Source organism: Rhizobium sullae (assembly GCF_900169785.1).
GTDB lineage: Bacteria > Pseudomonadota > Alphaproteobacteria > Rhizobiales > Rhizobiaceae > Rhizobium > Rhizobium sullae.
Window position 1 is genome coordinate 1 of record NZ_FWER01000019.1, and the last position, 13,568, is coordinate 13,568.

Below are 13,568 nucleotides of genomic sequence, written 5' to 3' on the forward strand. Positions count from 1 at the left end.
GGCGACCAAGGCCAAGGACGCGAAGACGCACATCACCCCGAAGCCGACAAACGGCTGAGGCTCCATCTTCCACATCAAGAAAAGGATTTACCCATGAAGAACTTTGTATTGGCACTGGCGCTGGCCGCCTTCGCAACCCCAGCCCTGGCTGCCGGCAATCATGCCGGCGGCCACGCTGAAAAAATGGCCATCGGCGAACCTGGCGATAAAGCCAAGGCCACNGGCTGCCGGCAATCATGCCGGCGGCCACGCTGAAAAAATGGCCATCGGCGAACCTGGCGATAAAGCCAAGGCCACGCAGACGATCCGCGTCACGATGAAGGAAACCGACGACGGCAAGATGCTATTCACCCCCGCCGTCTTCAACGTCCGCAAGGGGCAGACGGTCAAGATCGCGATCAAGAATGCCGGGACGGTCGACCACGAGTTCGTGCTCGATCAGGAAGACAAGATCCTTGAGCACAAGGCGGTCATGGAGAAGTTCCCGGAGATGGAACACGACGATCCGAATTCGATCCGACTTCCGGCCGGCCAATCCGGCGAGATCGTCTGGAAGTTCACCACCGACGGGCAGTTCAAGTTCGCCTGCCTGATCCCCGGCCACTACGAGGCTGGCATGCATGGCGACGTCACCGTCGCCGGGAAATAATCGAAACCAAGGAGACACAAGCATGAAAACCGCAATGAAACTCGGCCTCGCCGCCCTGCTTTCGGCCAGCGCAGCCTTCGGTGCGTTCGCCCAGGAATTCACCAAGGGCGTCGTCAACAAGGTCGACACCAAGGCCAACAAGGTCACCATCAAGCATGAGGACCTGAAGAGCCTCGACATGCCTGCGATGACGATGGTCTTCCGCGTCGAAGACCCGGCTCTGCTCGAAAGGCTCAAGGAAGGTTCGAACATCGAGTTCGTTGCCGAACGCGTGAATGGCAAGCTGACCGTCACCGAGGTAAAGTAAACCAGCCTCCCGCCGCCCGGAGGCATCCGGGCGGCGGGACATCGAGGAGTGGAGACGATGCACAGGAGAAGCTTCATCGCGATGGCGGCATCCGCCCTAGTGTTCCTTGGGGGAAGGGCCCAGGCCACTGTCCCGGCCGAGATGACCGTCTATAAGGATCCGAACTGCGGCTGCTGCCATGAATGGTCGAAGGCGATGGCGGCGGCAGGATTTTCCGTCGACGCCCGCGACACCGGCGACCTTGCCGCTGTCAAGGCGCGACTGCACGTGCCCGCCGAATTGGAGGGATGCCACACCGCCGTCATCGAGGAATACTACCTTGAGGGACACGTGCCGCTCGAGGCCGTCCAGCGCCTGTTGCGGGAGCGGCCACCCGTTCGAGGACTGGCCGTGCCGGGCATGCCGTCTGGCTCGTTGGGAATGGGCGACGACCCGGAGGCATCCTATGACGTTTATGCGATCCCGTCGGAGACCGGCGCACCATACGTGTTCATGGAGATCCGTCCCCGCAAGGGCTGACGCCGCGATCGATCAAGCCGTGCAGTACTGCCGCTCAGGAAACTGGCGCGGTGCAGAGCGCTGCCCAAAGATCGTGCTTCCAGTCGGCTCCCGGCTGCGCCGAAACGTCGACTGCATAGTCGGCGGAATTGATCCGCACCATGGCGGGCGAAACGCAGCGCACCTCGCCTCGTGTCTTCCTCCGTCCCGATAGAGCACTGTAAGGCAGTCCCCTTTTCGCAAGCTATCAATCTTGCCTATGATCGCACTCTTTGCCCTCTACCTGCCTAGAACCTCAGATAATCAAACCAGCCCCACCGCGAGCTCCCTCCCGCGAAGCGGGTTCGTGCATGGGCCTGAAAGGCGACCTCGGCGGCGGACAAGTCTCGGGCTATTGCAAAGCTCGTACTGATCGCCGCCCTGCAATTCTTCTGTCATGGGCAAAGATGATCCGAGACATCGCCCTCAGATTTCACAGAACTGGCATCTGGTGGCAGTTGCTGCATAATTGCGTTTAACTGCAGTCAATGTTCGGGCAGTCCTGCCTTCCGCAAGCCCTCGGCCATTTGATCGGCCCATTTCGGTACGGCTCGAAACACGGGCCGAGTCAGATAGCGCTGGATCGTAAAGTCCGGTTCGGCTGCCAACAGTTTCTTCGCGGCCCATCGAGCGGTGTCCTGGTCGCCTGCCATTGACGACCACGCAGTCATCATCCGATAAGGCCAGGTGACCTCTGGATGTTTGTTGACTACCTCCCGGGCGATGGAGACTGCCTCTGAAAGGGAGCCTGCCAGAGCTAATGCGAGAGCGAAGCCCATTCTCATGTTGAAGGCAAGCGGGTCCGCCGGACTGAGCGTCATCGCCCGCTCGAACCGCTCCTTAGCGCGATCAGGCTCGCCCTTGTAGCTTGCAACCCATCCAAACCTCGCCCATGCCCAGGCATTGTTCGGATCGAGCGCCAGCGCTCTTTCAAGGTAAGCCGAAGCACGCTCCTGATCGCCGCAGTGGCTCAACGCTCCACCTACGGCTGTCAGGGCAGCCGGATCATCGTCGATGGAGCGCGCCGCAGCCTCGGTGGCCCTAAGGGCGCGTTCCAAGTCCCGCTCCGGCTCTTCGGTCCAGATATAGCCGAGGTTCTGCGCATGGCACCATGCGAGAAATGCATGGGCTCGGCCGTAAGCAGAGTCGATCGCGATGGCATCCTCAAGTAGCGGTATCGCCCGCCTGACAGCATCTTTGTTGTGACCCCAGAGGTGTGGGTAGGCACGCATGACGAGGTCATAGGCGCGCAGACTGCTAGGCGGCTTACGCTTCGACAGCTCGATTTCCGCGCTGCGGATGGCTGGATGGATTGCGCCCGCGACCTGCGCCGCGATCCTGTCCTGAAACTCAAAGATGTCGTGGGTCGCGCCCTCATAACGCTCGGACCAAAGCTGGGTCCGCATCTCGGCGTCGACCAGTTGTACAGAGATGCGCAGCCGATCCCCTCCCCGGCGAACGGTCCCTTCGACCACGTAAGTGACTCCAAGTTCCCTGCCAACGTCACGCACGTCGACGAAACGTCCCTTGTACGTGAACGCGGACTGGCGGGCGATCACAAAGAAATCGCGAACACGGGAGACGGCGGCGGTGATTTCCTCCACGACGCCGTCCACAAAGTACCCATCGCTCTGACCGCTGAGGTTGTCGAAGGGCATGATCACGATCGACGGCTGGTCCCTGCCAAAGCGGGTCGCAAGCGATGGCCCTGACCCCGCGTCACGGCCCTCGGGCGTCTCTTGCCGCCAGTCGACCCGAAAGGCAGAAATTGGCCTGGGGATGTTCTTCAAGGCCCGATCGCCAAGGCTGGTCAGCGTGAACGGCACCTTGCCGTCGAGATGTTCGCGTACCGACCCGGATATGCAGATGCCTGATGGGGCCGCCATCTCCTGCAAGCGCGCCGCGATGTTGACGCCATCGCCTAGCAGATCGTCACCTGACACAACCACGTCACCCAGATTGACGCCGATGCGAAATTCCAAACGGCGATCCAGTGGGAGGTCTTCCGTGAGGCTGAGAACGCGACGCTGGATTTCAACCGCGCACCGGACCGCCTGAACTGCACTTGGGAACTCCGCGACAAGGCCGTCGCCTGCGCTGCCGAAGATACGACCGCCATGCTCGCGCACTAACTCGGCGATCCGACCATGGCACAAGTTAAGTGCACGAACCGTGCTCTCCTCGTCAATCGCCGTGAGGCGGCTGAAGCCGGCCACATCGGTGGAAAGGATGGCTGCAAGCTTTCGATCCACAGCGGTGACCGCTCCTGCGGCGTACAATATCGTTGGGTGGATGTGCGCGCATTCAATTGCGCGACTTTACATCTGACCAACGTCAAAATCCACAGGCCGTCCTTCCTGTTTGAGTAGTTCAAGAACTTCGAATCTTTGCGTCAGGATTGCTGATTCCGATGAAGCCGCCCCTCTGTTCCGAGATGATTGCGCCCCCGGATTCCGGGATGATCTCGTCCCCTTGAGGCTGCGGTTCTGCTGGCATTAATTGTTGTCAGTTCATTCGCGTCACGAGGCTTTCTCGGTCGCGTCGGAAGAACAGCGCTCCCGTAGTGAGCCGCCATCCCGGCATAGCTGCGATTGACCTGCAGATCAAAGAGGCAAGCCTTGATCACGGCGACCTTGGCATTGTCAGGCACAAGCAATGCTGCAGCCCCGCGAAAGCCCGGCAATCTCCGCACGGCGCAGCGTCTCACGCACCGTCGACGGCGCCGCACCAACGCGCACCGCAATCGACTTGTGGCCAAGACAGTCCTTAAATCGGTATCTTAAAATCTCGCGGACACGCCGCATCTTGAGTCTCTCCGCTGGCATCGCGTTCTTTCCTCTCAGCGCAATCGAAAGGACGAACGTCTCGCCAGCAGAACACCCCGACAAACAGCCCAATCAGGGGCGGAATGATTTCGGAACAAGGGCGCGGTTAATTCTCGGAATTGGGGGGGCGGCATCATTTCGGAATGCGAGGGCGGATTGCCTCGGAATCTGCAGTCAGGATTTTTCATGTTAGCCAACGATCTGTTCGTCGTATTCTCAAACTAGGCCTTGCGGTAGCCCTGACCCGACGCGGAACTTGGACGGTTGTTTTATTGTGGCCTGCCCAAAAGAACCGACTCACCTGCGTCAATATTTCACTGGGTTGCATCAGTATCGTTTGGCCTCTGCGTCACGTTTTTCAGTCTGCGACAAGTGGTTCATCACTGCCGAAGCGACATGCTGACCGTACTAAAGACGTTCAATAAATCTGATCGTATCCATAAAATCTATTCGTTTGTTTGATGAATGACCGAGGAGCATATTAAGCACCAAGCGCAAACCGCGTGAGAAAGGAAACGGCGATGACTACGATCGGTTACCGGGATGGCAAGAGTTCATCCTCCGACGCACATTTTGATGTAGCAAGCCTTGCCCGCAGGCTCGTACATTCCTGGCACCAGTGGCAGAACGCGCGGGAAATCGAATCCATGCCTTTCGACATCCGCAAAGATATTGGCTGGCCGTCTGCAGACGACGCGGATGAACGCAAGGTAATGTAATGAATGCGACATACCTCCCCGCTTGAAGGCGGCGCCCAGCCCACCGGCAGCGCCGCCTTCATCGTTTCAGCCTACAAAAATTAAATCTTGAATTTCAGACGCATATATTTCGCAAGTAAGCCGTTGGCGCAACTTTTGCAGGCTGGCTTCGTCATTTGACAATGGTCTAATTCGTCAATGTCGCAAAATAGCTCTTCACGGCCGCATTTTTCCATGCGAATGTCGCTTTTGAGACATCGGAACGGCGCATTCCACGCAACGAATAGGCAATCGCCCTCGAGCATGGATTTTTCTCATGAACAAGATGCTGACCAAGAAGCGTTCTCTCGTGTTCTTCATGGTTCCCCAGTTCACCATGCTGCCCTTTTCGGCGGCGATCGACACGCTGCGCATCGCCAACCGCATGCTCGGCTACCAGGCTTACACCTGGCGGCTGACCTCGGTCGACGGCAACAAAGTTTATTCCTCCTGCGGCATCGGCGTCGAGGCGAATTCCTCCCTCGCTGAAGAGCGCCGGCATCTCAGCGGCGAGAACCGGCCAAGCATGGTGCTCGTCTGTTCGGGCATTGATGTCGAGGATTTCAACAACAAGTCCGTCAATGCCTGGCTTCGCGAATCCTACAACCGCGGCGTTGCCGTCGGAAGCCTCTGTACGGGCGCGCATGTGCTTGCTCAGGCAGGGCTCCTGAACGGCAAGCGCTGCGCGATCCACTGGGAAAACCTGCCGGGCTTTTCCGAAGCCTTCCCGCAGGCGGAGGTCTATGCCGACCTCTACGAAGTGGACAGCAATCTCTACACCTGCGCCGGCGGCACCGCTTCGCTCGACATGATGCTGAACCTGATCGGACAGGATTTCGGCGAGGCGCTCGTCAACCGGGTTTGCGAGCAGCACCTGACAGATCGCGTCCGCAGCCCGCACGACCGTCAGCGCCTGCCGCTGCGCGCCCGCCTCGGCGTCCAGAACGCCAAGGTCCTGTCGATCATCGAACTGATGGAAGGCAATCTCGCCGAACCTCTGTCGCTGCTTGAGATCGCCGACGGCGCCGGCCTGTCCCGCCGCCAGATCGAGCGGCTTTTTCGTCAGGAAATGGGCCGGTCCCCTGCCCGCTACTATCTGGAGATCAGGCTTGACCGCGCCCGCCACCTGCTGGTGCAGTCTTCGATGCCGGTCGTCGAAGTCGCGGTCGCTTGCGGCTTCGTCTCCGCGTCGCATTTCTCGAAGTGTTATCGCGAACTCTACAACCGTTCGCCGCAGCAGGAGCGCGCAGAGCGCAAGCTGACCATTGCAACGGCCCGCCAGGCGATCGCAGCGTAACGAAGATGGCGGCGTTTTACTGCGCCGCTTCTTCCGTCATCTTGGCGTCGGAATAGACCTGATTGCGGCCCTTGTGCTTGGCCATATAGAGAAACTGGTCTGCGGCGTTGAGATAATTTTCGAAGGTCTCGTATCCCGAGATTTCAGCAACGCCGATCGAGATGGTGACCGACAGTTCCTCATCGTCGGCAGCCACCTTCAGCCGTGAAATATCCGAGCGGACTTCGTCGCAGAGCTTCGTTGCCGCAGCGGAATCCATCATCGGGAAAAGGATGGCGAACTCCTCGCCACCGAGGCGTGAGAGCAGGTTGTCGCTGCCCTCGAAGATGACGGCAAGCCGATTGGCAACCGCCTTCAGCACCTCGTCGCCGATCTCGTGGCCATAGGTGTCGTTTAGCCGCTTGAAATGATCGATATCGAGGATGGCGACCGAACTCAGCGATTTCTGCCTCAGGCACTCGTTCACGACCTTAGGCCCGTAATCGTAGAAATAGCGGCGGTTGTGGAGACCCGTCAGGTAGTCGCACGCCGCTGCCGCCCGCAGCTGCTTCATCTGCGTCAGCGTCTCGACATTGTTGGCAATGCGGCACTGAAGCTCCTCGGCCACGAACGGCCTGTAGACGAAATCGCTGGCCCCGGCCTTCAGGAAGCTCGCAGACAGCAAACGGTCATTGGAAGACGAGATGCCGATGACCCGCATCCGGTCGGAACCGAAGCGATGGCGGATGCGGCGCGTTAACTCATAGCCGGTCATATCCGGCATATGGTGGTCCGTCACCACGAGCTCGATATCGCCGTAGGCCTCAAGCGCAGCAAGCGCCTCCAGCCCCGACGTCGCCTCGACGACCATATATTGCTGCGCCTTCAGCAGATCGACGAGCACCTGGCGCGCGGACGGAACGTCATCGGCGACGAGGACGCGCATCTTGCGATTCAGTATCGCCCGCCGAACGGTCGCGACCAGATTGTCGAGCGCGAATTCATTGTCCTTCAGGACATAATCGATGACGTTGCGCTCCAATATCCGGTTGCGCGTCGCGATATCGAAGGTCGCGGTGAAGACGATCGCGGGGATGTTGTGCTCGATCGTGCAGTCGAGCGCCTCGCCATAGGGCGAATCCGGCAAATTCAGGTCGACGACCGCCATGGTGTAGCCCTGACCATCTTGCGCCAGCGCGTCCTGCAGTGCCTTCAGCGAAGAACATGATTTGACGTTGAGACCGAGTTCGGTCTGGAACCGGTGGCAGAGCACTGCGGAAAACATCCGCGAATCTTCAATCAGAAGTATTTTCTGGCCGCCGAAGCGCGGACCTGAGCCATCCCGATTGAAATCCGCCTGAAACGCCATGCAGCCGCCTACCCTCCCCAGTGCACGGATGACCCGAATCGGCCTTCCTTGCAGCGGTGCCGACGATAGTCGAGAGTCCGTGAAGGTTGAAGGTGCAGCACGGTCGCGCAGTAACCTGCAATTGTAAAAATTCGAAATGTCGTAACAACTGCCAAGGCGCCCTGGATCATCCGGGAGCCCTCCTTTCGCCGTGTTCGACCTCCGAATCAGGCAACGGCCCGCTCCCTCTTCATCGTCTGGATCTGGAGAAGCGTGTCGAGGTTCTGGTTGACGCGGCAGTAGAACTCCTCGTCTATGAACGGACGCAGCATGAAATCGTTGCCGCCCGCCTTGAGGAAGCGCGCCGAAAGCAGCCGATTGGACGAGGACGAAACGCCGATGATGCGCAGCTGATGCGAGCCGATATTGGCGCGGATGCGCCGCGTCAGCTCGAAGCCGTCGATATCGGGCATATTGTAATCGGTGACCATCAGGCCGATGTCGCGATTGGCCCTCAGGATCTCGAGCGCCTTGGCGCCGCTCTCGGCAACGCTGACGCGGAAGTTATAGCGCTTCAGGCGGCTGGAGAGCAGAGCGCGCGCCGTGGCGCTGTCGTCGACGATCAGCACGTGATGGCGCTTATTGGTGAGGAAGCGGCAGATCGCTTCCGCGAGCAGATCGACTGCGAAGATGTTATCCTTGAGGATGTAGTCGACGATATCCTTCGACATCAGTTCGTCGCGCAGGCCCTCATGGAAGGTGCCGGTGAAGACGATGGTCGGAATGCTGAGATCGACCAGATATTCCAGCGCCTCGCCCTTTTCGGCGCCGGGCAGATTGATGTTCGATATCGCCAGCATGATCGGCTCGGAAGACTTGTCGTAGGCGAGCTGCAGGTCATCGAAATTGCGGCAGATCTCGACGTCGATATCGAAAAGCTCTTTTAACCGCTTGCTGATCATCGACGTAAAGACATTGGAATCTTCCGCGAGAATAATACGCGCACGAGCAAACATCTCTCCGGAATACTGCATTCCCGAAATGCCTAAAAATGACATAGCAAACCTTTTAGTGGAAAATTCTGTCCCCGGTCGAAACCGATACATGAATTGATTTGAGTAAGTATTAATCGACATAGCGTGAAACCAAGTCAGTCCGCGAGGCGGGCTGCGATTCGTCGATTTATGCTTAAGAGACTATGCGCGAAGTGCTGTGCGGCGTGTGCCTACTTGAAGACCGCCGAGCCTTTGACGATCTCGATGGTCTCGCCGCCGCCAAGGCCGATGCGGTCGCCGTCCGGCGTCGTCATGAAGCAGCCTGTGGCGCAAAGCGTCTCCGACACACCAGCATCGACGACGACCTCGACGCGTTTGCCGCCTTCGGTGACGATAACGATGACTGGTGCGGGATCGGTGTTGGTGATTGTCGCCGCATATGCGCCCCCGGCGGCGAAAAGCGAAAGAAACAGAACCGTGGCAAATCTTGCCATTCAGTGCGGCGCAGCGATGCGCCCTCCCCTGGAGCGTCTCGGCGCTGCTGCCCCCAGCAGCGAAATCCCGATTGCCCAGGCGTTATAAGCGAAAGCCTCTGAACGATCCCTGAATAAAATCCTTAGAGTTTGCGATTGCCATCGGCCGTCTTGCCGCGCAAATGGCGCACCGCTCCGTCGTCGGTATCGTCATCAGGCTGTTCGTCTACTGTTATCGCGGAAGGTTCTGGCGCCGGAGCAACGACGTCGTCGCGGTGAAAAATGACATCGCTCTGCGGCAATGGGATTTCGATTCCTTCCTCCTTGAAGCGCTTGAGGATGGCGACACGCAGGTTGTTACGCACCTTCATGCCCTCGCCCATGTCCGCCAGCATGAAGCGCAGTTCGAAATCCAGCGAATAGACGCCGAAACGCAGGAACTCGACATGCGGCTCCGGATTGCGCAGCACGAACGGCGCCTCGTTGACCAGTTCCAGCAGGATATCCATGACCTTCTGCGGATCGGCGTCGTAGCTGACGGAAACCGGGATCTCCGAACGGCCGACCTTGTTGCGATGCGTCCAGTTGCCAACGGCAGCATTGATGAGTTCGGAGTTCGGCACGATGATCGACTGCTTGCGGAAAGTCTCTATCTCCGTCGCACGCACAGAGATACGTGTCACGATGCCTTCAGCCGTTCCCGATACCACGTGGTCGCCGACCTTGAAGGGCCGTTCCACGAGCAGGATCAGACCCGACACGAAGTTCGAGACGATGTTCTGCAGGCCAAAACCGATACCGACCGAAAGCGCCGAAGCGACAAGCGCAAGGTTCGAAAGATCGATGCCTGCCGCCGAGACGCCGAAGATCGCTGCGACGGCAACACCCAGATAGCCGATGCCGGTCTTCACGGAATTGCGCACGCCCAGGTCGACATGGCTTCGCGCCATGACGTTGGTGTCGAGCCAACGCTGAACCCAGCGGGTCAGGAAATAGCCGCCAGCGAAAAGCAGGATACCGGTAAAGATGCCGAGCAGCGAAATGTTGATGCCGCCGAGGCGGACCTCCGTAAAAAGACGGTAGGCGATCAGCTGAAGATCCTGGATATGGAAGCCCCAGAGCAGCAGGATCAGCGGAATGCCGGTCAAGAGCGCGACGGCATAGATCGCAAGGCCTACTGCGAGACCGACCTGGTCGATCGCCACCGGCCCCATGTCGAAGCGGTTCCTTAGGAAGCGACCGATGAAGGTGTCGCCGAAACTCTCCTGCTTGGAAATCGCCTTGCCCGAGAGCAGTCCGATATAGGTCGTCACGACGATCGCGCCGGTGATGATGAGCTGCGTGGCGACGAAGCGTGCAAGACCGACATAGCCGGTCAGTGCCGTGACGATGAGGCCGATGCCGAGAAGGCGCAGGACGATGGCCATGCCGCGCGGCCAGTGGCGGCCCGGTGCATCGGGATCGCCGTCGCGTGCCAGCATTGGACGACCAAAGGAGGCCGCAATCAGGATGAGGCCGATGATCAGCGCCGCAATAAAGCTTCTGACGACAGTCAGAACCAGTGGCGAGCCCATCGCTTCGCTGATGCTGCCGAACAGATAGTCGAGCGCATTGACGATCGCCATCGCCAGCAGGCATGCGCCAATCGATTGCGCGCCGCGGTTCGAAAGACGTACGAGGCGCCATTGCGGCTCGCCCGGAGCAAAGACCGCATTGCTGAAGCGCCCGACGAAATAGATAAGTCCGATTGCCGCGAAAAGCGCGCCGATGACCGGCGCGATGTCCGGCCTCAGCACATTGAAACTGTTGAGGAAAATATATGAGGTCACCAGCACTGCGGCAAGCGCAAAGGTGCGGATCAGCGTCGACCAGAAGGCAATCGAGAGCCGGCTGATATAGGAGGGATTCTCGATGCCATCGTCCCGCGTCAGGTAGCGGCCGAACATCCGGTAGCCACCTGAAAGCATGACCAGGCCTGTCGCGAGCGACATGAAGATCGCGGCGAACATCGGGAAACGCTTGAACTTCCATACGAAGCTCAGCCAGCTCGACAGCGCCTCCCGGAACTCGCCAACCTCCGCGACAAAGGCGTTGGCCGCATCGTCGAACACGGATATCGAAACCTCGGTGCGCCTCAGCAAAGTTTCAGCAAAAAGCCGCCGGCGGGTCTCGGCAACTTCGTTCATCAGCTGGTTGACGGCCACCGAGAGGTTTTCCGCATCGCCGGTGACGGCATTGATCTGCGCACGTTCGGCCGTCAGCGCGTTTCGCTCGTCGGTGACGATCTGCGCTTCCGGCGGCTGCCCTTCCTTCGGCGGGTCGCCGAGTTCGGTGAGACGGTGCTTGATCTGGTCGAAACGGGGTCGGAGTTTGACGGAGGTCGCGAGTATGTGGCGTCCCAGTTCATCCACCTGCGTGGACAGGCCAACCAGGGCGTCGTCGTTGTCGGCGCTCTGCTTTACGCTGTCCTGAAGCGATGTGAGCTTCGCCTTGGCCTTTTCGATATCCTTGACCGCTTGATCGAGCCCCGAATCCGCAAGGGGAGCCGGCGCCTCCGCCTGCGCCTGCGGTTGCTCCTGCGCAGCGGCAAAGCCGCCATGCAGGCTGGCAGCCGATACCGCAAGCATCAGGTAAAGAAACGTCCGGAGCAGAATGATTGTCAGCCGCAAAATGTCCCCGCAAGGATTCGCTTCATCAATGAGGCCTGCTTCTTATCGCAAAGAAAGGCGACAGAAAGGCGGAAGTTGCTTTCGCCGCTCAGAAACCGGCGTCGGGCCGGGCGAGATATTCCAGTTCATCGACGGTCGAGTCTCTTCCGATGATGGCGTTGCGGTGCGGAAACCGGCCGTAGGCAGCGATCACGTCCCGATGGCGGATGGCATAATCGAGATACTCGGCATCGCCGAGCGCCTGAAATAGCATCACCGACCGCTCCTGCTCCGCCATATCCTCAGCATGCTCGAAAGGCAGGTAGAAGAACGTCCGGCATTCCTCGCCAACGAGCCGGTCGGCACCGGCATCGATCGCCAATTTCGCCTCGCGAAGCGCCAATCCGTCCGTCGCAAACGCAAGCGGCGTATTCCGGTAGATATTCCGCGGAAACTGATCGAGCACAACGACCGCGGCGAGCCGGTTCTCAGGGCTTGCATGCCAGGCGCCGATCACGCCGCCCGCCAGCGCCAGGTGCGTATCCCGGAAACGGTCCCGAATTTCCTCATCGAGTGACAGCGACGTCTCGAACCACTGCTCACGGCTGCATTCCTCAAACCAGAAGGAATAAACCTCCTCCGGCGTGCATATCTTGGCCACCGCTTCCTCCCCTGCGCCGATCAGTCGACGGAAAAGACCAGTATGGCCCGCGTGCCGTGATGCGCCGGGTCATAGGTCAGCTCCGCTTTGAGGCTTGCCGCCATCGCGGTCAATATCTTCGTGCCGAGGCCGGTCCCCTTCGCGGGGCCGGAATGGTCGAAGCCGGCACCGTCGTCCTCCACGGCGAGACGCAACTGCTCGCCCACCTGTTCAACGATGACCCTGACCTCGCCCTGCACGCCTTCGCTATAGGCGTATTTGAAGGCGTTGGTGACAAGTTCGCTGACGACAAGGCCGAGCGTGACCACCTTATCCGTCGGCAGATTGACGGGCTGTGCGGCCAGCACGACGCGGTGCGGCCGCTTGTCGTCGCGGATGGAAGCCTCGAGCTCGTTCAGAAGGTTCTCGAGATATTCGTCGACTTGAACCGTGCCGATCTGGCGGTTGGTGTAAAGGCGCCGGTGAACGCTCGCTATGGCATTGATGCGCATCTGCGTTTCATGCAGCGCGTCGATCGCCACCCGGTCCGTTGTCATCGACGACTGCATGCGGATCAGCGCACCGACAAGGCCGAGACTGTTCGCGATACGATGATTGACCTCGGCGAGCAACATCTCGGCGCGGTCCCGTTGCTGGCGGATCACCTCCTGCGCATCAGCCGTCTCGCGCCGGAAGCGCGCGCGCTCCAGCGCTTGCTCCAGCGTCGCCGCCAGCAGATCGAAATAGTCGGGGGAGTTGCTCTTGAGAACATGGCCGCCGGCGCCGGCCTTCAACGCAGCCACGGCAATGCCGTTATCGCCGGAAACGGTCGCATAGATCACCGGGGGGTGATCCGGCAAGGCGATCAATTGCGGCAGGATATCGAGTCCGCTTCCCGCTCTCAGGACATGGTCTAGCACGACCGCATCGATATCGCCTTCAGCGATACGCCTCAACGCAGTGGCACCGTCTCGCGCCCATTCCACCTCGAAACCATGGCGGGCAAGATTCTCTTGCATCCGCATTGCAAACGTCTCGTCATTATCGATGGCGAGGATGCGGATTTCGGGCTCCGCACTGTTAGCATGTTCACGCATTTGGCCTCCGGACTCGGCCAAGTTGCCACGCAACTG

At 59.6% G+C, this 13,568-nt stretch carries 12 protein-coding genes and 2 pseudogenes; 5 read left to right on the forward strand and 9 right to left on the reverse strand.

Going from position 1 to position 13,568, the window contains the following annotated elements; genetic code table 11:
• The first annotated feature begins 93 nt into the window (after window positions 1–93).
• From BN1800_RS18440 to BN1800_RS18450, 3 genes and pseudogenes are all read left to right on the forward strand, one after another.
• Window positions 94–649: pseudogene (locus tag BN1800_RS18440) on the forward strand (cupredoxin domain-containing protein).
• A 22-nt stretch (window positions 650–671) separates the two neighbouring features.
• Complete coding sequence (locus BN1800_RS18445) at window positions 672–956, forward strand: copper-binding protein (RefSeq protein WP_027512654.1); 285 nt, start codon at window positions 672–674, stop codon at window positions 954–956.
• A gap of 57 nt (window positions 957–1,013) precedes the next feature.
• Window positions 1,014–1,475, forward strand: coding sequence for a DUF411 domain-containing protein (locus tag BN1800_RS18450; RefSeq protein ID WP_086999995.1), 462 nt, complete (start codon window positions 1,014–1,016; stop codon window positions 1,473–1,475).
• 503 nt (window positions 1,476–1,978) lie between these two features.
• Here the strand turns inward: BN1800_RS18450 and BN1800_RS18455 are convergent.
• The 3 genes and pseudogenes from BN1800_RS18455 to BN1800_RS43935 all read right to left on the reverse strand — a co-directional run bounded on the left by BN1800_RS18455 (window position 1,979) and on the right by BN1800_RS43935 (window position 4,318).
• A complete protein-coding gene (locus BN1800_RS18455) occupies window positions 1,979–3,745 on the reverse strand; it encodes an adenylate/guanylate cyclase domain-containing protein (RefSeq protein WP_086999997.1) in 1,767 nt (588 codons plus the stop codon).
• A gap of 266 nt (window positions 3,746–4,011) precedes the next feature.
• Window positions 4,012–4,170, reverse strand: a pseudogene (locus BN1800_RS43930) (IS21 family transposase); the annotation flags it as partial.
• Window positions 4,136–4,318, reverse strand: a complete 183-nt coding sequence (locus BN1800_RS43935) for a hypothetical protein (RefSeq protein WP_375714136.1) — start codon at window positions 4,316–4,318, stop codon at window positions 4,136–4,138. The pseudogene BN1800_RS43930 and the gene BN1800_RS43935, both read right to left, overlap by 35 nt.
• A gap of 521 nt (window positions 4,319–4,839) precedes the next feature.
• Between BN1800_RS43935 and BN1800_RS18465 the strand changes: the two genes are divergently transcribed.
• The gene (locus tag BN1800_RS18465; RefSeq protein WP_087000000.1) at window positions 4,840–5,037 is read left to right on the forward strand and encodes a hypothetical protein; all 198 of its coding nucleotides are present in this window, start codon (window positions 4,840–4,842) and stop codon (window positions 5,035–5,037) included.
• Window positions 5,038–5,332: 295 nt separating this feature from the next.
• Window positions 5,333–6,352: a GlxA family transcriptional regulator gene (locus tag BN1800_RS18475; RefSeq protein ID WP_087000004.1), complete on the forward strand. Its 1,020-nt coding sequence runs from the start codon at window positions 5,333–5,335 to the stop codon at window positions 6,350–6,352.
• Window positions 6,353–6,368: 16 nt separating this feature from the next.
• On the opposite strand, the gene BN1800_RS18480 is transcribed toward BN1800_RS18475, so the two are convergent.
• From BN1800_RS18480 to BN1800_RS18505, 6 genes are all read right to left on the reverse strand, one after another.
• Window positions 6,369–7,700 carry a diguanylate cyclase gene (locus BN1800_RS18480; protein ID WP_087000006.1) on the reverse strand — a complete coding sequence of 444 codons (1,332 nt, stop codon included), beginning with the start codon at window positions 7,698–7,700 and terminating at the stop codon, window positions 6,369–6,371.
• A 206-nt stretch (window positions 7,701–7,906) separates the two neighbouring features.
• Window positions 7,907–8,737 (reverse strand): response regulator, encoded by an 831-nt coding sequence (locus tag BN1800_RS18485; RefSeq protein ID WP_027508951.1) that lies wholly within the window; start codon window positions 8,735–8,737, stop codon window positions 7,907–7,909.
• 167 nt (window positions 8,738–8,904) lie between these two features.
• Window positions 8,905–9,168 (reverse strand): hypothetical protein, encoded by a 264-nt coding sequence (locus BN1800_RS18490; RefSeq protein ID WP_027508950.1) that lies wholly within the window; start codon window positions 9,166–9,168, stop codon window positions 8,905–8,907.
• Between the two features lie 122 nt (window positions 9,169–9,290).
• A complete protein-coding gene (locus BN1800_RS18495) occupies window positions 9,291–11,816 on the reverse strand; it encodes a mechanosensitive ion channel family protein (protein ID WP_087000008.1) in 2,526 nt (841 codons plus the stop codon).
• A gap of 88 nt (window positions 11,817–11,904) precedes the next feature.
• The gene (locus tag BN1800_RS18500; protein ID WP_087000010.1) at window positions 11,905–12,456 is read right to left on the reverse strand and encodes a DUF924 family protein; all 552 of its coding nucleotides are present in this window, start codon (window positions 12,454–12,456) and stop codon (window positions 11,905–11,907) included.
• A gap of 20 nt (window positions 12,457–12,476) precedes the next feature.
• Entirely contained in the window at window positions 12,477–13,532 is a 1,056-nt protein-coding gene (locus tag BN1800_RS18505; protein ID WP_087000142.1) for a sensor histidine kinase, read from the reverse strand.
• Window positions 13,533–13,568 lie beyond the last annotated feature (36 nt).